At 72.3% G+C, this 20,780-nt stretch carries 24 protein-coding genes; 11 read left to right on the top strand and 13 right to left on the bottom strand.

What is annotated here, in order from left to right; all coding sequences use genetic code 11:
* Positions 1 to 24 precede the first annotated feature (24 nt).
* Together LOK55_RS00940 and LOK55_RS00935 are read left to right on the top strand one after the other, a co-directional pair.
* Positions 25 to 504 carry a molybdenum cofactor biosynthesis protein B gene (locus LOK55_RS00940; protein ID WP_229933857.1) on the top strand — a complete coding sequence of 160 codons (480 nt, stop codon included), beginning with the start codon at positions 25 to 27 and terminating at the stop codon, positions 502 to 504.
* A complete protein-coding gene (locus LOK55_RS00935) occupies positions 501 to 929 on the top strand; it encodes a molybdenum cofactor biosynthesis protein MoaE (RefSeq protein ID WP_141379826.1) in 429 nt (142 codons plus the stop codon). The genes LOK55_RS00940 and LOK55_RS00935 overlap by 4 nt, the downstream gene beginning before the upstream one ends.
* A 12-nt stretch (positions 930 to 941) precedes the next feature.
* Here the strand turns inward: LOK55_RS00935 and LOK55_RS00930 are convergent, their stop codons facing one another.
* Genes LOK55_RS00930 through LOK55_RS00905 form a run of 6 tightly spaced genes read right to left on the bottom strand, consistent with a single transcriptional unit; the run spans position 942 to position 4,881 of the window.
* Positions 942 to 1,175, bottom strand: coding sequence for a MoaD/ThiS family protein (locus LOK55_RS00930; protein ID WP_141379827.1), 234 nt, complete (start codon positions 1,173 to 1,175; stop codon positions 942 to 944).
* Positions 1,175 to 1,465 (bottom strand): DUF6457 domain-containing protein, encoded by a 291-nt coding sequence (locus LOK55_RS00925; RefSeq protein WP_229933856.1) that lies wholly within the window; start codon positions 1,463 to 1,465, stop codon positions 1,175 to 1,177. Before LOK55_RS00925 ends, LOK55_RS00930 begins: the two co-directional genes overlap by 1 nt.
* Positions 1,462 to 2,046 carry a molybdenum cofactor guanylyltransferase gene (locus LOK55_RS00920; RefSeq protein WP_229661479.1) on the bottom strand — a complete coding sequence of 195 codons (585 nt, stop codon included), beginning with the start codon at positions 2,044 to 2,046 and terminating at the stop codon, positions 1,462 to 1,464. The genes LOK55_RS00925 and LOK55_RS00920 overlap by 4 nt, the downstream gene beginning before the upstream one ends.
* Positions 2,043 to 2,522 carry a cyclic pyranopterin monophosphate synthase MoaC gene (moaC, locus tag LOK55_RS00915; protein ID WP_229933855.1) on the bottom strand — a complete coding sequence of 160 codons (480 nt, stop codon included), beginning with the start codon at positions 2,520 to 2,522 and terminating at the stop codon, positions 2,043 to 2,045. Before moaC ends, LOK55_RS00920 begins: the two co-directional genes overlap by 4 nt.
* Positions 2,519 to 3,772 (bottom strand): gephyrin-like molybdotransferase Glp, encoded by a 1,254-nt coding sequence (gene glp / locus LOK55_RS00910; protein ID WP_229933854.1) that lies wholly within the window; start codon positions 3,770 to 3,772, stop codon positions 2,519 to 2,521. Before glp ends, moaC begins: the two co-directional genes overlap by 4 nt.
* Positions 3,769 to 4,881 carry a ThiF family adenylyltransferase gene (locus LOK55_RS00905; protein ID WP_229933853.1) on the bottom strand — a complete coding sequence of 371 codons (1,113 nt, stop codon included), beginning with the start codon at positions 4,879 to 4,881 and terminating at the stop codon, positions 3,769 to 3,771. The genes glp and LOK55_RS00905 overlap by 4 nt, the downstream gene beginning before the upstream one ends.
* Positions 4,882 to 5,040: 159 nt before the next feature.
* Here LOK55_RS00905 and LOK55_RS00900 point away from each other — a divergent pair, with 159 nt between their 5' ends.
* From LOK55_RS00900 to moaA, 5 genes are all read left to right on the top strand, one after another.
* Positions 5,041 to 5,433, top strand: a complete 393-nt coding sequence (locus LOK55_RS00900) for a molybdopterin-binding protein (protein WP_141379832.1) — start codon at positions 5,041 to 5,043, stop codon at positions 5,431 to 5,433.
* Positions 5,434 to 5,436: 3 nt separating this feature from the next.
* Complete coding sequence (gene modA, locus LOK55_RS00895; RefSeq protein WP_229933852.1) at positions 5,437 to 6,237, top strand: molybdate ABC transporter substrate-binding protein; 801 nt, start codon at positions 5,437 to 5,439, stop codon at positions 6,235 to 6,237.
* A 62-nt stretch (positions 6,238 to 6,299) separates the two neighbouring features.
* The gene (locus LOK55_RS00890) at positions 6,300 to 7,091 is read left to right on the top strand and encodes an ABC transporter permease (protein ID WP_229933851.1); all 792 of its coding nucleotides are present in this window, start codon (positions 6,300 to 6,302) and stop codon (positions 7,089 to 7,091) included.
* Positions 7,088 to 8,155 carry a sulfate/molybdate ABC transporter ATP-binding protein gene (locus LOK55_RS00885; protein ID WP_229933850.1) on the top strand — a complete coding sequence of 356 codons (1,068 nt, stop codon included), beginning with the start codon at positions 7,088 to 7,090 and terminating at the stop codon, positions 8,153 to 8,155. Before LOK55_RS00890 ends, LOK55_RS00885 begins: the two co-directional genes overlap by 4 nt.
* A gap of 104 nt (positions 8,156 to 8,259) precedes the next feature.
* Positions 8,260 to 9,327 (top strand): GTP 3',8-cyclase MoaA, encoded by a 1,068-nt coding sequence (moaA, locus tag LOK55_RS00880; protein WP_229933849.1) that lies wholly within the window; start codon positions 8,260 to 8,262, stop codon positions 9,325 to 9,327.
* A 30-nt stretch (positions 9,328 to 9,357) separates the two neighbouring features.
* Here moaA and cydC read toward each other — a convergent pair whose 3' ends face one another.
* The 5 genes from cydC to LOK55_RS00855 all read right to left on the bottom strand — a co-directional run bounded on the left by cydC (position 9,358) and on the right by LOK55_RS00855 (position 16,213).
* On the bottom strand, positions 9,358 to 11,046 hold the full coding sequence (cydC, locus tag LOK55_RS00875; RefSeq protein WP_308066625.1) for a thiol reductant ABC exporter subunit CydC: 1,689 nt from the start codon (positions 11,044 to 11,046) through the stop codon (positions 9,358 to 9,360).
* 65 nt (positions 11,047 to 11,111) lie between these two features.
* Positions 11,112 to 12,866, bottom strand: coding sequence for a thiol reductant ABC exporter subunit CydD (gene cydD / locus LOK55_RS00870; RefSeq protein ID WP_229933848.1), 1,755 nt, complete (start codon positions 12,864 to 12,866; stop codon positions 11,112 to 11,114).
* A 118-nt stretch (positions 12,867 to 12,984) separates the two neighbouring features.
* Positions 12,985 to 14,019, bottom strand: a complete 1,035-nt coding sequence (cydB, locus tag LOK55_RS00865; RefSeq protein WP_229933847.1) for a cytochrome d ubiquinol oxidase subunit II — start codon at positions 14,017 to 14,019, stop codon at positions 12,985 to 12,987.
* 12 nt (positions 14,020 to 14,031) lie between these two features.
* Positions 14,032 to 15,480 carry a cytochrome ubiquinol oxidase subunit I gene (locus LOK55_RS00860; protein WP_229933846.1) on the bottom strand — a complete coding sequence of 483 codons (1,449 nt, stop codon included), beginning with the start codon at positions 15,478 to 15,480 and terminating at the stop codon, positions 14,032 to 14,034.
* A gap of 109 nt (positions 15,481 to 15,589) precedes the next feature.
* Complete coding sequence (locus LOK55_RS00855; RefSeq protein ID WP_229933845.1) at positions 15,590 to 16,213, bottom strand: metalloregulator ArsR/SmtB family transcription factor; 624 nt, start codon at positions 16,211 to 16,213, stop codon at positions 15,590 to 15,592.
* 173 nt (positions 16,214 to 16,386) lie between these two features.
* On the opposite strand from LOK55_RS00855, the gene LOK55_RS00850 reads away from it, so the two are divergent.
* The 3 genes from LOK55_RS00850 to LOK55_RS00840 all read left to right on the top strand — a co-directional run bounded on the left by LOK55_RS00850 (position 16,387) and on the right by LOK55_RS00840 (position 17,866).
* The gene (locus LOK55_RS00850; protein ID WP_229933844.1) at positions 16,387 to 16,626 is read left to right on the top strand and encodes a hypothetical protein; all 240 of its coding nucleotides are present in this window, start codon (positions 16,387 to 16,389) and stop codon (positions 16,624 to 16,626) included.
* On the top strand, positions 16,596 to 17,285 hold the full coding sequence (locus LOK55_RS00845; protein ID WP_229933843.1) for an esterase family protein: 690 nt from the start codon (positions 16,596 to 16,598) through the stop codon (positions 17,283 to 17,285). The genes LOK55_RS00850 and LOK55_RS00845 overlap by 31 nt, the downstream gene beginning before the upstream one ends.
* Positions 17,286 to 17,395: 110 nt before the next feature.
* The gene (locus LOK55_RS00840) at positions 17,396 to 17,866 is read left to right on the top strand and encodes an ASCH domain-containing protein (RefSeq protein WP_229933842.1); all 471 of its coding nucleotides are present in this window, start codon (positions 17,396 to 17,398) and stop codon (positions 17,864 to 17,866) included.
* A 9-nt stretch (positions 17,867 to 17,875) separates the two neighbouring features.
* Here the strand turns inward: LOK55_RS00840 and LOK55_RS00835 are convergent, their stop codons facing one another.
* Both LOK55_RS00835 and LOK55_RS00830 read right to left on the bottom strand, forming a co-directional pair.
* On the bottom strand, positions 17,876 to 18,904 hold the full coding sequence (locus tag LOK55_RS00835) for an LLM class flavin-dependent oxidoreductase (protein WP_229933841.1): 1,029 nt from the start codon (positions 18,902 to 18,904) through the stop codon (positions 17,876 to 17,878).
* Positions 18,905 to 19,084: 180 nt separating this feature from the next.
* Positions 19,085 to 19,576: an FBP domain-containing protein gene (locus LOK55_RS00830; protein WP_196382925.1), complete on the bottom strand. Its 492-nt coding sequence runs from the start codon at positions 19,574 to 19,576 to the stop codon at positions 19,085 to 19,087.
* 235 nt (positions 19,577 to 19,811) lie between these two features.
* Between LOK55_RS00830 and LOK55_RS00825 the strand changes: the two genes are divergently transcribed.
* Positions 19,812 to 20,777 carry an aldo/keto reductase gene (locus LOK55_RS00825; protein WP_229933840.1) on the top strand — a complete coding sequence of 322 codons (966 nt, stop codon included), beginning with the start codon at positions 19,812 to 19,814 and terminating at the stop codon, positions 20,775 to 20,777.
* Positions 20,778 to 20,780: the final 3 nt, after the last annotated feature.

The following is a 20,780-nucleotide window of genomic DNA, read 5'->3' as shown; positions in this document are numbered from 1 at the left end:
GTCGGCGCGGCGTAGGCTGGCGATGTGTCGACCCCCGCCGCCGTCATCACCGTCTCGGACCGCTCTGCCGCGGGCATCCGTGCCGATGCGGCGGGCCCCATCGCGGTCGCGGCGCTGCGTGATGCGGGCTTCGAGTGCGCCGAACCGGTCGTCACGCCGGACGGGGCGGATGCCGTGCAGAGTGCGCTGCAGGCGGCGCTCGCCGCAGGGGCACGCCTGATCGTGACGACGGGTGGCACGGGCCTGTCGCCGCGTGATCAGACTCCCGAAGGCACGGCGCGCGTGCTCGAGCGCCTCGTTCCGGGGATCGCGGAAGAGCTGCGCCGGCTCGGCGCCGCCGCGAAGCCTGCCGGCATGCTGTCGCGGGGCCTTGCCGGCGTCGTGGGAGACGCCCTCGTCGTCAACCTGCCCGGGTCGCCCGCCGCCGTCGCCGACGGGATGCCCGTGATCCTGGCCGTCGCGGCGCACGTCCTCGACCAACTCCAGGGAGGAGACCACTCATGACCGCGATACGCATCGCCCGGATCAGCGACACCCCACTCGACATCGCGGCGCACCTCGCCGCCGTCGAAGACCGCGCAATGGGTGCCGTGGCATCCTTCGTCGGCACCGTCCGCGATCACGACCCGGAGGCTGCGGGCACCGTCGTCGCGCTCGAGTACTCCGCCCACCCCGATGCCGAGGCGACGTTGCACGACATCGCCCTCGCCGCGATCTCGACGCGCCGCGCCGCGGTCGCCGTGAGCCATCGCATCGGGCGCCTCGAGGTCGGAGATGCCGCGGTGGTGATCGCCGTCGCGACGCCGCACCGAGATGAGGCGTTCACAATCTGTCGCGAGATCATCGAGGCGATCAAGCGCGAGCTTCCGGTGTGGAAGCGTCAGCTCACCGACGACGGCGCCGCGACCTGGAAGGGCATCGGCGGGTAACGGGTCGCCCGCTCAGCCGCCCGCGAACGGCGGCAGCACATCGACGGTCGCGTCGATTGCCAGCACCGTGTCATCGCCGACGCGGCGGCCGCCGACGAGCACGGCGCATCGCGTGAGGATGCGCCCGAGCGCAGGGTACTCCGCCGTCAGCGCGCGGCGCAAGGTCGCGACATCGGGTTCGACGCGGTGCTCTTCGGCGCGGCCGGCGAACTCCTCCGCGGCGGCGAAATAGCGCACGCGGGCCATCAGGTCGCGTCCTCGGCAGACCGCTGCGCCCACTGCGCGGCAAGCTCGACGACGGCGGCGACGGCTGCCTCGGCGTCGGCGGGAGTGCCTCCTGCGCGCCCCGCGACCAGGCCTGCGACGAACGCGCTGAACGGCGCGGCCGGTCGGGCGACATCGTGCGCGACGTCGCGCGCGAGGTCGAGGATCAGCGGGATCGGCAGATCTTCGGGTGCCAGGCCGAACCGCTCGCGCAGGGCTGCGGCCCACTCGTCGAGCGCCTCGGGCGGCAGGGTGCGGGAGCTGTCGCTCATCGTGTCTCCTCCAGTCGGGCGCGGGCCTGGGAGAGATCCTCCCACGTGTCCACGTCCTGCGTCTCGGGGTCGGGGGCTGCGATCACGGCTATCGCCGCGTCATCGAGCAGTGCGCGCATCGAGGCATCCTGCCCCTTGTTCGGCAGCGCGTCGGCACCGCGGCGGAGAGCCGCCGTGCGGTACAGGCCAATGAGCCACTGCGGGCGACTGTCTGCCGCCGACAGGCACACGCCGTCGGTCTCGCGGGGCAGCAGGGGGCGTGCGTCAGCGAGGCGGGATGCCGCGGCGACGGCTTCGGGCAGATCGCACGCGAGCAGGTACGTCCACTCGGGGTCTTCACTCCAGGTCGCGAGTGCGGCGACGGCGGCGGCGGCGGGTCCGCCGAATGGGGGGTCTTCCCTCGCCCACGCGACGCCCGCGACACCGGGCACCGGGTCGCCGACGACCGTGATCGGGTCGGCGCCCGCGACGGCGTCGACGGCGCGCTGCAGCAGCGTCGTACCGGCGAGGGCGAACAGCGTCTTGTCGGCTCCGCCGACACGCGACGCGCGGCCACCCGCCAGCAGGATCGCGCCGGTCACTGCTCGGCGCTCTCCCGCACCCAGTCGCCGCTCTTGCCGCCGGTCTTGGCGATGAGGCGCACGTTCTCGATCGACGTGCCCTTGTCGAGCGCCTTGACCATGTCGACGATCGCGAGGGCGGCGACCGAGACCGATGTCAGCGCCTCCATCTCGACGCCCGTGCGGTCGGCCGTGCGGACGGTCGCCGTGATCTCGACGCCCTCATCTGTGATCTCGAGGTCGACGGTGCAGCCGTGCACGCCGATGACGTGCGCGAGCGGCAGCAGTTCGGGGGTGCGCTTGGCCGCCTGGATGCCCGAGATGCGCGCCACGGCGAGCACATCGCCCTTGGGCACCGACCCGTCGCGCAGCGCCGCGACGACGTGCGGGGCGCACCGCACGAACCCGCGCGCGGTCGCCGCGCGGACCGTCGGCTGCTTGTCGGTCACGTCGACCATGCGGGCGTGACCTGCGGCATCCAGGTGCGTGAAGCTCATGCGTCCCATCCTTCCAGCAGCCACACGTCGACCTCATCGCCGACCGCGACGGCATCGACCTCGGCGGGGACGATCGCGACGGCCCGAGCCTGACCGAGCCCGCCGGCGAGGTGCGAACCGGACCCGCCGGCGGTGGCGGGGCGCACCGACCACGCCGCGTCCGTGTCGACGACGGCGGGAAGATAATGGCGCCGACCGGGCGGCGTGCGCCACGCGACGGATGCCGGCAGGCGCAGCACCGGCCGGTGGATCGCCGTGCGCCCCTGCAGTGCGAGGAGCGCGGGCCGGACGAACACCTCGAACGAGATCGCGGCGCTCACCGGGTTTCCAGGCAGGCCGAACAGCAGCGCCGAGTGCCCGTCGGCGACCGGCAGCACACCGAATCCCTGCGGTTTGCCCGGCTGCATGCCCACGCGCGAGAACGTCATCGTCGCCGAAAGTTCGTTGCGGACGACTTCGAACGCACCCGCGCTGACCCCGCCCGAGAACACGATGACGTCGACGGATGCCGCGGCGCACGCATCGACGACATCGCGTAGCGCGCCACCTTCGTCGTCGACGCTCGTGCGGCCGTCGACCTCGGCACCGACGGCTTCGGCCATCGCCGCCAGCAGCACGCTGTTGGACTCGGGGATCTGTCCGCGGCGCAGGGGCGCGCCGGCCTCGACGAGTTCGCTGCCGGTCGAGACGATCGCAACGCGCGGGCGGCGGGAGACGACGACGTCCGTGATGCCCGCGGCGGCGATCGCGCCCAGCTGCAGCGGCCCGAGCAGGGTGCCCGGGCCGAGCACCGGATCGCCCGCGCGCAGGTCTTCGCCCGCGCGGCGGATGTGCGCGGCCGGGCGCGGCGCCCGCAGCACGGTCGTCTGGGTCAGCGAGTCGGCGAGGCCGCCGACGGTGTCTTCGAACGGGACGATCGCGTCGGCGTCGGCCGGGACGGGCGAGCCCGTCATGATGCGTGCGGCCTCGCCGGGGGCCAGGATCGGGTCGGCGTCGCTGCCGGCGGGGATGTCGGCGACGACGCGCAGCGTGACGGGGTGGTCTGCCGAGGCATCCGCGACGTCGGCGTGACGGACGGCGAACCCATCCATCGCGGAGTTGTCGAACACCGGGATGTCGACGGTGGCGCGTGCCGTCTCGCGCACGGTCATCCCGCGCGCGTCCGCGACGGCGCGCGTCTCGACGGGCAGCGGGTGCACCGCCGCGAGCACGTCGCCCAGTTGCTCTTCGACGGCGCGGTGCCCGCTCATGCGCGCTGCCATTGCGCCAGGCCGCCGGTGAGGATCGACGCGTCGATGCCGCGGGTCTGCAGCACCTCTGCCGCGGTGCGGGCACGGATGCCGTGCGCGCAGATGACGACGACGGGCCCGTCGTCGTCGCGGTGCTCGTCGAGCAGGCCCGGGTCGTCGAGGAAGTCGCCGAGCGGGATCACGACCGACCCCGCAACGATGCCCGACTCGGTCTCCCACGGTTCGCGCACGTCAAGCAGGGTCGCCCCGGCCTCCTGCGCGGCGAGCATCTCGCCCGCCGTCAGTTCGGCGATCTCGGGTGGGGCGGCGGCTGCCATCGGCGCAGCGGTGACGGGCGCGGCATCCGCCGCTGCGAGTGGCACCTCACGCTGGGTGCCGCTGAGCGCATCGATCACGACGACGCGGCCCAGCAGCGGTTCGCCGAGCCCCGCGATGAGCTTGATCGTCTCGATCGCCATGAGCCCGCCGACCTGCAGGCACAGGGCGCCGAGCACCCCGACGACGGCGCACGAGGGCGGTTCGCCGACGGCATCCGGCGGATGGAGATCCGACAGGCGCACCGCCGGCACACCTTCGGGCGGCGCGCTCCAGAACACCGTCACCTGGGCGTGGAACTCCTGCAGCACGCCCCACACGAGCGGCACGCCGAGCGCTTCGGTCGCGGCCGCGACGAGGCCGCGGGTCGCGAAACTGTCGCTGCCGTCCACGACGATGTCGGCACCGGCGAGCAGGCGCTGCGCGTTGTCTGCCGTCAGGCGCTCGCGCACCGCGATCACGGTCGTCTCGGGGGAGAGGCCGGCGGCGGCGCGGACGGCGGAGGCGACCTTGTCGGCCCCGACGTCGGCGTGGCGGTGCAGCACCTGGCGCTGCAGGTTCGAGGCATCCACGACGTCGTCGTCGATGACGGTGAGCGTCCCGACCCCGGCGGCCGACAGCGCGAGGATGACCGGAGAGCCGAGCCCGCCCGCGCCGATCACCGCGACGTGCGCCGCGGCCAGGCGGCGTTGGCCCGTCTCGCCGAGCCCCCGCAGCGAGGCGTGCCGCGCGGTGCGCGCGCGCTCGGCGTCGCTCAGTGCGGCGACAGGCTCGACCAGAGGTGGCAGGGGCACCGTTCCAGCGTAGGCCGCACCGGGGGCGGCAGTGGCCGGGATGCCGTGAGTATTCGCGGCGGCGCGGCGCGGGGCATCCGGCACCGCGTTTCGCACTGCACCCGCATCTGCGGAATAAGCACGCTCATCTGCTCCGCATCTGCGCGATAGTGTCGACGCATGGATACCTTCCGCATTGCCGAAGCCGCGCGGCTGCTCGGTGTCAGCGACGACACCGTGCGCCGATGGGTCGATCATGGCACGCTGCCGACGACGGGGGATTCGCCCACGCGGATCCCCGGCGACGCGCTCGCTGCACGCGCTGTCGAGCTCGCCCACGCCGCCAAAGACCCGACCGATGTGCTCTCGAGCGCGCGCAACCGGTTCGTCGGCATCGTGACCCGTGTGCAGGTCGACGGGGTGATGGCGCAGGTCGACATCCAGGCCGGCCCGCACCGCGTCGTCTCGCTCATGTCGGCCGAAGCCGTGCGCGAGCTCGGGCTCGAACCGGGCTCGCTCGCCGTCGCCGTCGTCAAAGCCACCACCGTCATCGTCGAAACCCCGACGGACTGATCTATGCGCACTCTCCGATTCGCGGCCGTTGCGGCCGCCGCCCTGCTGCTGCTCACCGGCTGCTCCACCGCTGCCTCTGACGCCGACCCGACCGCGACATCGGATGCCTCCGCGAGCGCCGAGCCGCAGCTCGAGGGCGAGCTGACCGTCTTCGCGGCCGCGTCACTGAAGACCGCGTTCGACGAGCTCGCGACACAGTTCGAGGCCGAGAACCCCGGTGTGACGGTCAACCCGATCAGCTACGACGGCTCGTCGACCCTCGCGACGCAGATCATCGAGGGCGCGAGCGTCGATGTGTTCGCATCGGCCGACGAGAAGAACATGCAGAAGGTCGTCGACGCAGACCTTGCGACCGACCCCGAGCTGTTCGCCACGAACGTGCTGACCCTCGTCGCGCCGGTCGGCAACCCCGGTGGTGTGACGGGCCTCGCCGACCTCGCGAACGCCGACCTCACGGTCGTGCTGTGCGCCACCGAAGTGCCGTGCGGCGCGGCGTCCGCAACGCTGCTCGAGAACGCCGGCGTCACCGCGAGCGTCGACAGCTATGAGCAGAACGTCACCGCCGTGCTGACGAAGGTCGCGAGCGGCGAAGCCGACGCGGGCCTGGTCTACATCACCGATGCCGCGACGACCGACGAGGTCGAGACCGTCGACACCGAAGCGGCGGATGCCGTCGTCAACCGCTACCCGATCGTCGCCCTGACCGGCGCCCCCGATTCCGAGGTCGCCGCCGCGTTCGTGGCCTTCGTGCTCAGCGACACCGGTCGCTCGGTGCTCAGCGGACTGGGCTTCGGCGCTCCTTGAGTCACACCGTGAGCGGCCGGCCGAGCGCCCTCGCGCGGCGCGGGCGGGGGGAGAGCGGATTCATGCCGCAGATCCTCCTCGTTCCTGCGCTCGTCGGTCTGGCGCTGCTGGTCGTGCCGCTCGGGGCGCTCGTCGCCCGCGTCGAGTGGACGACGCTGGGGGCCGACATCACCTCACCCGAGGCGTTGTCGGCCCTCGGCCTGTCGCTCGCGACGGCGCTTGTCGCGACCGCTATGTGCCTGCTGATGGGCGTGCCGCTCGCGCTGCTGATCGCCCGCTCGGGCGGACGCACCGCGTCGGTGCTGCGTGCGATCGTCACGGTGCCGCTCGTGTTGCCGCCCATGGTCGGCGGTGTCGCGCTGCTGTTCCTGTTCGGCCGCAACGGCGCCCTCGGGCAGCTGTTGCTCGAGTTCGGCGTCCGCATCCCGTTCACGACGACCGCCGTCGTGCTCGCCCAGACGTTCGTCGCGATGCCGTTCCTCGTCCTCGCGCTCGAGGGGGCGCTGCGCTCGACGGGAGTCGAATACGAGCGTGCCGCCGCGGCGCTCGGCGCGGGCCGCTGGCGCATTCTCGGGCAGGTCACGCTGCCCCTGGCCGCTCCCGGGCTCGTCTCGGGTGTCGTGCTGTGCTTCGCGCGCGCCGTCGGAGAGTTCGGCGCGACGGCGCTGTTCGCCGGTAACGCGCCGGGAGTCACGCAGACGATGCCGCTCGCAATCTACACCGCCTTCAACGGCGCCGGCGTCTCGCAGGGCACGGCCGTCGCGCTGTCGCTGCTGCTGCTCGTCACAGCGATCGCGGTGCTGCTGCTCGTGCGCGCGTGGCGGCCCGGCAACGTCGCGGGAGGCATCCGATGAGCGGGCTCGAGGTCACAGCCGTCGTCGACCGCGGCGCGTACCGGCTCGACGTCGAACTCGCGGTCGCCGCGGGGGAGACCGTCGCGGTGCTCGGGCCCAGCGGCGCGGGCAAGTCGACGCTGCTCGACGTCATCGCGGGCCTGGCCGGCGTCACCGAGGGGCATGTGCGTGTCGGTGGTCGGGAGCTCACCTCGCCGCGGCAGGTCGTCGCGCCGCAGCGCCGCGGCGTCGTGCTGCTGCGACAGGACCCGCACCTGTTCCCGCACCTCACGGCGCGCGAGAACATCGCGTTCGGACTGCGGGCACGCGGCACGGCGAAAACGGATGCCCTTGCCGAAGCCGACGAGTGGCTCACGCAGGTGGGGCTCGCAGATGTGCAGGCGGGCGACCGTCGCCCCCGCGAGCTTTCCGGCGGGCAGCAGCAACGCGTCGCGCTCGCGCGCGCGCTCGCGACGCGCCCCGACGTGCTGCTGCTCGACGAGCCGCTGACGGCGCTCGATGCCGAGACGGCGTCGGGCGTGCGGGCACTGCTCGCCGAGCGCCTGGCGGCGACGGGCACGACGACCGTCATCGTGACGCACGACGCCGTCGATGCTGTCGCGCTCGCCGGTGACATCGTGCTGCTCGAGGACGGCCGGGTCACACAGACAGGGCCTGTGCGCGCTGTGTTCGCGGCGCCGGCGACTCCCTTCGGGGCTGCGGTCGCGGGCGTCAACCGGGTAGCCGGAGAGATTTCGGACGGTGTGTGGTCGGCGGGTGCGCTGCGGGTCGCGGTGACTCGCCGCACTGCCGGCACCGCTGGTAGGCCCGAGCCCGCCGTCGCATTGTTCCCGCCGTCGGCCGTGGGGATCGAGCCGGCGGCGGGAACGGAACCTGCCGGCCCCGGTGCACCAGTCGCGCGCATCGCGCGGCTGGAGCAGACGCCCGCGGGCGTCCGCGTGCACACGACCGAGCCGGCGCTCGCCGCCGACGTGTCGGTCGAGACGGTCGCCGAGCGTGGTCTCGCCGTCGGCGCGGCGGTGCGGCTGTCGGTGCCGCCCGAGGCGGTGCGCCTGCTGGCGTGACAGCGGGCCCGAGCGCCGAGTCGTGCCGGGCCGAATGTCGGGCCGGAGGAAATACCCCGGTCGTGGCGGGGCGGGTGCCCGCGCACGGCGGGTAGCCTCTCACTATGGTGGCCGTCAATCTCTCGCCCACGCGCCCAGCGCGTGCGGTCGACGAGCGTGCCACCGTGGGGGCGCCGGGCGACGCCCTCATCGACCGGTTCGGACGGGTGCACCGCGACCTGCGCATCTCGCTGACCGACCGCTGCTCGCTGCGCTGCACCTACTGCATGCCCGAGCAGGGCAACGAGTGGCTTGCCCGCTCAGGCCTCATGACCGCCGACGAGATCGTGCGGGTCGCGGGCATTGCCGCGGCATCCGGCATCACGACGTTCCGCCTCACCGGTGGCGAGCCGCTGCTGCGCACCGACGTCGTCGACATCGTCCGCCGTCTCGCCGCGATCTCGGGGCCGCACGGCCCCGTCGAGATCGCGATGACGACCAACGGCATCCGCCTCGCTGACATGCTCCCCGACCTCGCCGCGGCGGGCCTGGATCGCCTGAACATCTCGATCGACACGCTGGATCGAGAGCGCTTCCGAGAGCTCACCCGGCGCGACCGTCTCGAGGATGTGCGTGCGGGGATCGCCGCCGCCGCGGCATCCGGCCTTCGTCCCCTCAAGCTCAACGCCGTCGCGATGCGCGGCGTCAACGACGACGAACTCGTCGACCTCGTCGAGTTCGCCCTCGCGCACGGCGCGCAGATGCGGTTCATCGAGCAGATGCCGCTGGATGCCGGACACACGTGGGATCGCCGTCAGATGGTGACGCGCGACGAGATCCTCACGGCGCTGCGCGCCCGCTGGGACCTCGAGCCGGTGCCCGGCCGCGGGGGAGCGCCCGCCGAGCGGTTCCTGCTCGACGGCGGGCCGGCGTCGGTCGGCGTCATCGCGTCGGTCACAGCTCCCTTCTGCGGCGACTGCGACCGGCTGCGCCTGACCGCCGACGGGCAGTTGCGCAACTGCCTGTTCTCGCTCGACGAGTACGATCTGCTGCCGGTGCTGCGCGCGGGGGTCGACGACGTCGCGGTCGACCGGATGCTGCGTGGGTGCGTCGCGGGAAAGCTGCCCGGACACGCGATCGACGACCCGAGCTTCCTGCAGCCGGCGCGCGGGATGAACGCGATCGGCGGCTGACGGCCTCAGGCGTGCAGGTAGCCGGCGGCGTCAGGCGTGCAGGCGGCCGGCCTCGAGGCGCACGGTGCGGTCGACGAGACCTGCGGGCACCGCGACGTGCGAGATCAGCACGACCGCCTGGTCGCCGTCGACGGCGGTCAGCAGGTCGGTGAGCAGGGCGTCCGAGGCATCCGCGTCGACGCCCGCCGTCGGCTCGTCGAGCACGAGCACCGGGAAGCCGCGCAGCAGTGCCCGCGCGAGCGCGATGCGTTGCGCCTGCCCGCCCGACACGAGCGCGCCGCGCTCGCCGACGCGGGCGTCCAGGCCGCCGCGCTCGTGCAGCCACTCGCCGAGGCCGACGCGGTCGAGCACGGCCTCGAGCTCGGCATCCGTCGCCGTATCGCGCGCGAACAGCAGGTTCTGGCGGATGTCTTCGTCGAAGAGCATGGGCTGCTGTTCGCAGAGGCCCACCGTGGCGCGGACGGCATCGGGATGGGCCGTGACGACGTCGCGGCCGCCGAGGTCGTACTCGCCCGCCACGGGCTGCAGGAACCGCACCAGCACGTGCGCCAGCGTCGTCTTGCCCGCTCCGCTCGACCCGACGACGAGCAGTCGCTCGCCCGGCCGCACGTCGAGATCGACGCCGCGCAGCGAGTCCTGGGCGCTGCCGGGCCAGCGCGCCGACACGTCCCGCAGCGCGATCCCGTCGCCGAGCGGTAGGGCGGGGGCGGCCTCGTGGTCCTCGCGGGTCTCGTCGCCCTGGTCGGTCTCGTTGGTCTCGCGGGTCTCGTCCGGCAGCTCGGGCGGGATCGTCTGCGGTACGGCATCGGCGATGCGGGTCGCCGCCCCGCGCACCTGCCGCCACGCCGACGCGGCGAGCGGCACGGCCGTGAACACCTCGAAGACGGCCATCGGCACGAGCACCGTGACCGCGAACGCCGGGGCGGTCAGGGCGCCCCCGACGGCCGGCGCGGCGACGATCACGGCGAGCAGCGACGCGAGCCCCGCGAGGACCGACACGACCGCCGTCGTCCCCGCCTGGGCGACGGCGCGCCGGGTGACCGCGCGGCGGAGGGCCGCATCGGCGGCGGCGATGCGCTCGCGCCCCGCGGCTTCGGCGCCGTAGGCGATCAGCACGTCGAGGCTGCCGAGCTGGTCGAGCACGGCGTCGGCGAGGCGCGCCCGGAGCGGCGCGATCGCGCGTTCGGCCCGCGACCCCGCGGCCCAGCCCCAGAGCGTCGCGACGAGCGCCGCGACGACGAGGCAGGCGAGGAGGGTGAGGGCCGCCGGCCACCAGATGAACGCGATGAGGACGACCGCGCCGAGGGCGACCGCGGCCGAGGAGACGAGCGGCAGCACGACGCGCAGCGGCAGGTTCTGCAGCTCGTCGACGTCGTCGACGAGGGCGCCGAGCACCGATCCGCGACGCGTGCGCGCGAGCCCGTCGGGGGCGAGCGGCACGAGCCGGCGCACGAGGTCGCTGCGGGTGACGGCGAGCTGGCGGAGCGCCGCGTCGTGGCTGGCGAGCCGCTCGGTGTACCGGAACGCGGCACGGCTCAGCGCGAAGGCGCGCACGCCCACGACAGCGGCGCCGAGGAACATCACCGGCGGCTGCTCGCTCGCGAACACGATGAGCCACGCTGAGCAGGCGAGGAGGGCGACCGCGGATGCCTCGGACAAGAACCCGCTCGCGGCGCCCGGCCAGAACCGCCGGAGCGGCGGCATGGCGCGCCGGAGCACCGCATCGGCGCCCTCGGAACGTGTGCTTGTGCGCGCCGTGGCGCTCGCCTGCCGGGTGTCGGCGCTCACGCGATCACCTCCGCGGGCTGCGGGTGCAGGCGCACGACGTGGTCGGCGACCCCGCGCGCCGTGCGGCGGTGCGAGACGAGCAGCACCGTCGCGCCGTCGTCGGCCAGGGCGCGCACGGAGAGCCAGAGCGCCGCCTCGGTGTCGGCGTCGAGGGCGGAGCTCGGCTCGTCGAGGGCGAGCACGGGCGCGCGTCCGCGCAGATGCCGGAAGAACGCGCGGGCGATCGCCACGCGCTGCGCCTGCCCGCCCGACAGCCCCGCGCCCTGCACGCCGAGCGACAGGCGCGGGTCGAGGTCGCCCGCCTGCGCCAGCTCGAGTGCGCGGGCGACGAGGGCGCCGTCTGTGACGCCGTCCGCGTCGCCGAGCGTGACGTTCTCGGCGATCGTGCCGGTGATGAGCCCCGGCTGCTGCCCGCACCAGGCGAGCCACTGCGTGGGGGAGAGGGCGGACACGGGCATCCCGTCGACCGTCGCGTCGCCTTCGAAGGATGCCGCGCCGCGGAGGGCCGCGAGCAGGCTCGACTTGCCCGAGCCGCTCGGACCCTCGATGAGGGTTACGGTGCCGGGCTCGGCGGTGAAGGTCACGGGCGCCAGGAGCGCCTCCCCGCGACGCACGCGGAGGCCTCGCACCTCGACGCGGGCCCCGCGCAGCCGCGGAGATCTGCGGTCCTGCGGAGATCCGACCTCGGATCGGTCCGCAGCAGCGCCGATCTCCGCGGCTGCGCCCCCCTCGCCGCCGGCACCCACGCGGCCCGGCACGGCGGCCGCGGCATCCAGCACCTCGAAGAGGTCTTCCGTCGCGGCGACGCCCTCGGCGGCGGCGTGGAACTGTACGCCCACCTGCCGCAGCGGCAGATACGCCTCGGGCGCGAGGAGCAGCACGAAGAGGCCGACGGTGAGCCCGAGCGACCCGTCGATGAGGCGGAAGCCGATCGACACCGCGATGATCGCGACCGAGATCGACGCGAGCAGCTCGAGGGCGAAGCCGGAGAGGAACGAGACCCGCAGCACCCGCATGGTCTCTTTGCGGTACGCGTCGGTGACCCGCTCGATCGAGGCCGCGGCGCGGTGCTGACGGCCGAAGATCTTGAGCGTCGACAGGCCTCGCACGGTGTCGGCGAAGCGCGCGGCGAGGGTGCCGAGGGTCTGCCACTGCTGCTGCTGCACGGCGCGCGTGGCGAGGCCGATCAGCACCATGAAGAGCGGGATGAGGGGGATGGTGAGGATGACCGTGAGCCCGGAGATCCAGTCCTGCCACCACATCACGGCGATGATGATCGGGGTCGCGATCACCGTCAGCACGAGCTGGGGGAGATAGCGCGCGAAGTACGTGTCGAGGGCTTCGAGGCCCCGCCCGGCGGTGACGGCGAGGCGGGCGGTGTTGCGCCCCGCGAGCCAGTCCGGCCCGAGCCGGCCGATCGCGCCCAGCAGCTGGGCGCGCAGCTGCGCCTCGACGCGCGCGGCGGCGCGCGCGCAGATCACTTCGCGCAGCCACAGCAGCACGCCGCGCACGATCACGACGGCCGCCAGCGCGGTGAGCAGCCCCGAGATCTCTTCCCAGGGGCGCCCCGCGATCACGCCGGTGATCACCGCGGTCATGAGCCACGCGAAGGCCACGATGACGACGGTCTGCAGGGCGCCGACGGCGGCGATCGCGACGAAGAACCCCCGCGAGGCCGACGCGTAGCGCAGCAGCCGCGGATCGACCGGGCGCACGCGCGTGCGCTCTGGTCGCTCGTCGGTGTCCGGCATCCTTCGATCCTCTCAGATGGCGCTTCGCGTCGACGCCCGAGAACGCACCGATCGGCGACCGGCGCGGGTCCCCACCGCGCCGGTCGCCGACCGCGACCCGGGGCTCTCGCCCGGGCCGTCAGTGGGCCTCGGCGAGTTCCGCCTTCTCGATCGCCCCGCGCGTGACGCGCTTGCGGAACACCCAGTACGTCCAGGCCTGGTAGGCGAGCACGAGCGGCAGGAAGATGAGCGCCGCCCAGCTCATGATCTCGAGGGTCATCTGGGTCGACGACGCGTTCGCGATCGTGAGGCTGTTGGCCGGGTCGTTCGAGGCCGGCATGACGTACGGGAACAGCGCGAGCCACAGGGTCAGCACCGCGAAGACGATCGTGACGGCGCCCGCGGCGAACGCGCGCCCGTCGCGGTCGATCCAGTTGAAGGCGACGGATGCCAGGAGTGCGACGGCGGCGATGATGCCGCACGCGATCACGGCCCAGAGGAGCGGCGCCTCGCGGCCCGCGGCGATGACGATCGTCCACACGACCGTGCCCGCAGCGAAGATCACCGTCGGGGCCGCGAGCTTCTTGCCGAGCGACTGCGCGTCATGGTGCACCTGGCCGTCGGTCTTGAGCCCCACGAAGTACACGCCGTGCAGGAAGAACAGCAGCAGCGTCGTGACACCCACCCACAGTCCGTACGGGTTGAGCAGCGTGAACAACGACCCGGTGAAGTTGTTGTCCGCGTCGATCGGCACGCCCTGCACGATGTTGCCGACCGCGACGCCCCAGAGGAGGGCCGGCACGGCGGAGCCGATCGTGATCATCCAGTCGAAGCGGCGCTTCCAGCGGATGTCGTCGCGCTGGTGACGGTACTCGAACGAGACGCCGCGGGCGATGAGGGCGAGGAGGATCAGCAGCAGCGGCAGGTAGAAGCCGCTGAAGAGCGTCGCGTACCACTCGGGGAACGCGGCGAACAGGCACGCGCCGGCGACGATCACCCAGGTCTCGTTGAGGTCCCACACCGGGCCGATGGTGTTGATCACCTGGCGGCGCGAGACCTCGTCCTTGCCGAGGAAGGGCAGCGCCATACCGACGCCGAAGTCGAAGCCGTCGAGCACGAAGTATCCGACGAAGAGCACTCCGACGATGAAGAACCAGAGGGTTGCGAGGTCCATGTCAGCCAGCTCCTAGTACACCGTCGAGGGGACATCGTCGACCTTCAGATGCCCCTCGGGCGTCAGGTCGTCGGGGTCGGGGAGGGCCTGCGGACCCTCGCGCACCGTCTTGAAGATGAGCCCGAACTCCACGATCGCGAGAGCCAGGTAGATCAGCGTGAACGCGACGAGCGAGATCAGCACCGTCCAGCCGGGGACGTTCGGAGAGACGCCGTCCTGCGTGAGCATGAGACCGAACACGATCCACGGCTGGCGGCCCATCTCGGTGAAGATCCATCCGACGAGGATGCCGAGGAGCGCGAGCGGCGCCTGCCAGATCGCGATCTTCCACATCCAGCCGGCGACGGGGCGCTTCGCGTTCCTGCGGGTGACCCAGAGGCCGACCACGGCGACCGCGGTGGCGAGCATGCCGAAGCCCATCATCCAGCGGAACGACCAGTACGTGACCCAGAGGATCGGCGCGAAGTTGCCGTCGACCTGGTCGGCGAACTGCGGGAAGAGCTGGGTCGTGTAGAGGTTGTTGAGGTCGTTGATGCCCTCGACGCAGCCGTTGAAGTCCTGCGTGGAGAGGAAGGCGAGCACATACGGCACGCGCAGCGACCAGACCTCGCCGGTACCGTCGGGGGTGCCGATGGAGAACAGCGAGAACGAGGCATTCGCCCCGCACGCGGAGTTGAACATCGCCTCCGCCGCCGCCATCTTCATGGGCTGGGTCTGCACCATCACGAGGCCGAGCTGGTCGCCGGAGAGGAAGACGGCCACGAAGCCGATGATCATCGCCCAGAGGCCGAAGCGTAGCGACGTGCGCATGGTGTCGAGGTTGCGTCCGCGCGACAGGTGCCAGGCGGAGGCGGCGATCATCACCCCGGCGGCGAACATGATCGCCGACGAGAGCGTGTGCGGCAGCTGGGTGAGGGCGACCGGGTTGGTCAGCACTTCCCAGAAGTTCGCCATTTCGGCACGGTGGCCCTCGGTGGACATCTGGTAGCCCTGCGGGTTCTGCATGAACGCGTTGGCGGCGAGGATGAAGTAGGCGGAGAGCCACGTGCCGGCCACGGTGATCCAGATGGTGGCGAGGTGGATGCCCTTGGGCAGGCGGTTCCAGCCGAAGATCCAGAGGCCGATGAACGTCGCCTCGAAGAAGAAGGCCATGAGGCCCTCGAAGGCGAGCGGGGCGCCGAACACGTCGCCGACGAAGCGGCTGTAGCTCGACCAGTTCATGCCGAACTGGAACTCCTGCACGATGCCGGTGACGATGCCCATCGCGAAGTTGATCAGGAAGATCTTGCCGAAGAAACGCGTCAGGGCGAGCCACTTCACGTTCGCGGTGCGGTACCAGGCCGTCTGGAAGATCGCGACGAACAGCGACATCCCGAGCGTCAGCGGCACGAAGATGAAGTGATACAGCGTCGTCAGGCCGAATTGCCAGCGGGCCAGCAGCAGCGGATCCAGGAAGTCCATCGCGGTCCCCTCTCGACGGCCCGGCGGGGCCGATCTTCCTTATGACTGAAGCTACACAGCCGGTTGTCAGGCTCGTAAGTGACGGGCCGTGAATAACCCTCCGGCCGGGTCAGGGGCGCTGCGACGCGTGCAGCAGCTGCACGATGCACTCGCGCGGGTCGCACGAGGAGCGCATGCCGTCGACCGAGAGCGGGCCGCCGGCCGAGCTGAGCACGCTCTGCATGATGCCGAGGTGCACGCTGTAGAGCACCTCGCGGTGCTCAGCCTGCGACGAGGCGTGCGCGCAGGGGGTGAGTTCGACGGTGAGTTCGCTCTCGTCGACGAGCGGGTCGAATCCGGCGTCGACGAGGTCTTCGACGAGGGCGTCGATCTGGTGCAGGGCGGCGGTGTCGAGCTTGGGCGCGTCGCCCGGCAGCACTCGGCGCATCACGTCGCCGCGCTGGGCGGCGGCGCGGGCCTTGCGGTGCTGCACGGGGCTGCAGGCGGTCACCCCGTCGGTCGCGCTGTAGAGCACGCGGGGGCGGCCGCGCGTCGTGCGGCGCTCGGTCGCCGACACCACATAGCCGTCGTCGATCAGGCGCTGGAGGTGCTCGCGGACGGTGTTCGGATGCAGGTCGGTGGCCGAGACGAGCTCGGCGACCGTGCGGTCGGATCGCTCCTGCACGAGATGGAGGATCTCGACACGAGAGTAGTTGGAGATGGCGCTGTACCCCGCGGGGCGACCTGTGGTCATACCACTATTATTCACGGCTTCGCCCCTTCGCGCCAGTACCGCGCGGGGCGGGTTTCTTCCGGCGCGCCGGAAGGTGCCGGGCGGCGCGCTCCGGAAGGCGCCGGGGGGCGCGCTCCGGCGCGTCCCCGGTCCGCCTTCAGGTGACCGATATGCGGGTGTCATACAGTCGGCGCATGGATCTGTGGCAGGTGCCGATCGCAGAGGGTCCGGTGCCGGTGACAGTGTTCGCCCTGGCCGTGATCCTGCTCGCGATCCTCGCGGTGCGCCGCTGGCGCACGCGGCGGCGCGTGCTGGCGGGTGTCGGCGTCGTCGTCTTCGTCGTCGCCGGCGTCGTCGGGGTCAACATGCGGTTCGGCGCATCAACCTTCCGCCGGCGGCGCTCGTGCCGGGCGCGCCCGCGCTGCCCCTCGTGATCATGATGATGGGGCATCCGGGTGCCCCTGACCCGACCGTGATCAGCAACGTGCTCGACGGGTTCGCCGCCCAGCACGACGGGCTCGCTCCGATCGTGATCGTCGCCGACCAGCTGGGCGCTGCGGTCAACGACACCGCCTGCGCAGATTCGGCCGCCTACGGCAAAGCGCGCACCTACATCACAGTCGACGTCGTCGACTGGGCGAAGAAGAACCTGCACATCATCGACGACCCCGCGTACTGGACGATCGCGGGCTACTCGAACGGCGGCGGGTGCGCCGCGACCTTCGGGGCGCAGTCGCCGCAGCTGTGGAAGAACATCCTCAGCGTCTCCGGCGAGCCGTTCGGCGGGTCGGAGCAGGTCGCGAACGTCACGAAGACGATCTACGGCGGCAGCGCGGCCGCGTTCGAGGCATCCAAGCCCGTCAACATCTTGGCGGCCGCGGCGCCCGGCACCTACGCGGGGATGACCGCGATCTTCACCGCCGGCGCGCAGGACCCGGCCTACATCTCCGCGGCCGCGCAGGCGCGCGCGGTCGGCATGACCGTCGTGCGGTACGACGTGCCCGGCGCCAGGCACGTCGGCGACGCCCTCACGGGTGGCCTCGCCGAGGGTTTCACCGTGCTCTACCCCGTGCTGGGGCTCTCGGCAGGGTAGGGGTGGGTAGGGGTGCCCCGCGCCGCGGCGGCACCGCGGCGCGGGCGCGGGCGCGACGTCGGGCCACGCCGGGGCGGCGCAGCGCGGGCGCGGGGACGTACGCTGGGCGGATGCCTGAGGTCGACGCTGCGGCGGTGCGCACGTTCTGGGCCCGAACGCGCCTCGCGGTGCCCGAGCTGGCCGGTTGGCCGGACGACCCGCCGGCCGCGTGGGCGTTCGGGGCGACCCCGGCGCACGCGGACGAGCTGCTCGGCCTCGTGCTGTCGGGGGTCAAGACCGGCACCGCCTCGTCTCTGTGGGACTACGAGCACGCCGGCGACCCGATCCCCGAGGTGGGGGAGCTGAGCATCATCCTCGATGGCCGGGGCGCGCCGCGCGCCGTCATCGAGACGACGGCGGTCCGCGTCGTGCCGTTCGGCGACGTCGACGCGGACCACGCGTGGTCGGAGGGGGAGGGCGACCGCTCGCTCACGGCGTGGCGCGAGATCCATGAGCGCTACTGGCGCGCGCACTCCGAGAGCCCGCGCGGGTTCGCCCCCGACATGCCCGTCGTGTGCGAGCGGTTTCGGCTCATCGCCTGAGCGGGCCGGTCAGGCCTCGGTGTTCGGCTTCCAGCCGAGCGCCGGAGCGACGTGCTTGGCGAACTCCTCGACGACGTGCAGGTTGAACGCGACGCCGAGCTGGCTCGGGATCGTCAGCATGAGCGTGTCGGCGCTCATGACCGCGGCATCCTGCTTGAGCTGCTCGACGAGCACGTCGGGCGAGGCCGCGTAGGTCTTGCCGAATGTGGAGCGGAAACCGTCGATGTAGCCGATGCCGTCGCCCTCCTGGCTGTGCCCGAAGTACAGCTCGTCCTCGGCGGTCGTGATGGGGAACACCGAGCGGCTCACCGAGACGCGCGGGGTGCCGGGGTGTCCGGCCTCCGTCCACGCGGCGCGGAAGCGGTCGATCTGCTCGGCCTGCAGCAGGTCGAAGTGCCGGCCGTCGGCCTCGGTGAGGAGCGTGGACGACATGAGGTTGAGGCCTGTGCGCCCAGCCCATTCGGCGGTGTCGCGCGATCCCGCACCCCACCAGATGCGCGAGCGCAGGCCCTCGGACTGCGGCTCGATCTGCTGCAGACCCGACCCGCCGCCGAACGGCGATTCGGGGTCGCGCTCGGCGATCCCCTCGCCGCCGATCGCACGCCAGAAGAGGTCGAAGTGCTCGCGGGCGAGGTCGGCGCCGCGGGGGTCCTCGGCGCTGTAGCCGAACTTCTCGTAGCCGCGGACGACCGTCTCGGGTGACCCGCGGCTCACGCCGAGAGCGAGCCGTCCGTCGGAGATGAGGTCGACGGCCGCGGCCTCTTCGGCGAGGTAGAGCGGGTTCTCGTAGCGCATGTCGATGACGCCGGTGCCCATCTCGATGCGCTCGGTCTTCGCGGCGATCGCGGCCAGCAGCGGCATGGGCGACGCCTGCTGCCGGGCGAAGTGGTGCACGCGGAAGAAGATGCCGTTCGCCCCCAGCTCGTCCATGCCCTGGGCGAGGTCGATGGCCTGGTGCAGCGTGTCGCCGGCGGTGAGCTGACGACCGCCGCCGAGCGGCCCGTAGTGGCCGAAGGAGAGGGTTCCGAAGCGTTGCATGATGGCCTCAACCGTACGCCGGTGCGTTTCATTCCCGTGAATGGATGCCCAGGCATCCGCCCCGCCCCGCGCCCGCCCGCGAGACACCAACGGTGCGCCGAGACACCGCCGATGGACCGGTGTCTCGGCGCAGATCGCGTGTGTCGCGGTCGCCGCGGGTGCCCCGCTCCGGCTCGCCGGTCAGAGCCCGTCGCGCACGTCGCGCACGAATGCCTCGACGTTCGCACGCATCGCGGTGATGCGCGCGGCGCGGGCGGCCTCGCGATCGAACCCGGTGTAGGCCAGCGGCGGCAGTTTGCGCACGTTCGCGTTGCACTGGAACCGGTCGCACGCGAGCGTGCCGACCGTGTCGCCGCGCCGTCCGGCGTCGCCGACCCGCTTCGCGGTGAACAGCAGCACGTCGTTGGGCAGGTGGATGTCGGCGCACCACGAGCACTGCGCGCGCGAACGCGGCTTCGATTCGGCCTGGCGCAGCAGCAGCCCGGTCGGCTCGTCGTCGAGCACGGCCACGACGTAGCCGACGAGGGCGAGCTTGCGATCGCGGGCGCCGTAGAAGTCCATCGCGCTCCACGGGGTGTCGCCGAACTCGGCGGGCAGCGTCAGATTCTTGCGCTCCGACTGGGTGACGTTGATGAGGCTGGCGCGGATCTGCGCCTCGGTGAGGGCGTGCATGGTGGGACCTTTCGTGACGAAGAGTGGGGAGAGGGCGCGACGATGCGGCGTCGGGCTGCGCACGAGCGCGGCGCGCGACGCCGGGGCGGGCTCATCTCTCGCCGGCGCTGAGTGCGCCGCCGACCCCCTGTCGGCCGCTGCGGCCGGTCACGATATCCATCCCTCCACGGTACGCCTCGCGTCTCGATGACGAAACGGGGGAATGCGCCGGGCGCGGGGATGCTTGGATCAGAGCATGACCCGCATCGGCACGAGCGACCTCGACGTCTTCCCCCTCGCCCTCGGCGGCAACGTGTTCGGCTGGACGGCCGACCGGGACGCCTCGTTCGAGATCCTCGACGCGTTCCATGGCGGCGGTGGCGACTTCATCGACACGGCCGACTCCTACAGCGCCTGGGTGCCGGGTCACGAAGGTGGCGAGAGCGAGACGATCATCGGCGAGTGGCTCGCGAGCCGCGGGCTCCGCAACGACGAGGGCGTCACGATCGCCACCAAGGTCAGCCAGCACCCGCAGTTCCGGGGGCTCGCCGCCAGCAACGTGCGCGCAGCGGCCGAGGCATCCCTCACGCGTCTCGGCCTCGATCGCATCGACCTGTACTACGCGCACTTCGACGACCCCGACACTCCGCTCGAAGAGACCGTGGCTGCCTTCGGCGCGCTCGTCGCCGACGGACTCGTGCGCTACACCGCCGTGTCGAACTACTCCGCCGACCGCGTGCGCGAGTGGGTGCGCATCGCGCGCGAGCTGGGCGTCGCCGAGCCGGTGGCGATCCAACCGCACTACAACCTCGTGCACCGCGAGACCGAGAACGACATCGTGCCCGTCGCCGAAGAGCTCGGGCTGTCGCTCGTGCCCTACTTCGCCCTCGCGAAGGGGTTCTTGACCGGAAAATACCGGTCGACGGATGCCACGGACGGCGGCCACACGTCGCCGCGCGCCGAGGGCGCTGCGAAGTACGCGACCCCGCAGGGGCTGCAGATCCTCGAGGTGCTGGAACGCGTCGCCGACGCGCACGGGGTGTCGATGGCCTCGGCCGCCCTCGCGTGGCTGCGCGCCAAGCCGACCGTCGCCGCGCCGATCGCGTCGGCCTCGAAGGTAACGCAAGTGCCCGATCTGCTCGACGGGGCGACGACCGACCTCACCGCCGACGAGGTCGCCGCGCTCGACGAGGTGTCGGAGTGGACGCCGCTCGACATGTGAGCC

It is taken from the genome of Microbacterium sp. F2E (assembly GCF_020905435.1).
Lineage (GTDB): Bacteria > Actinomycetota > Actinomycetes > Actinomycetales > Microbacteriaceae > Microbacterium > Microbacterium lacticum.
This window is presented reverse-complemented; position numbering and strand designations above follow the sequence as displayed.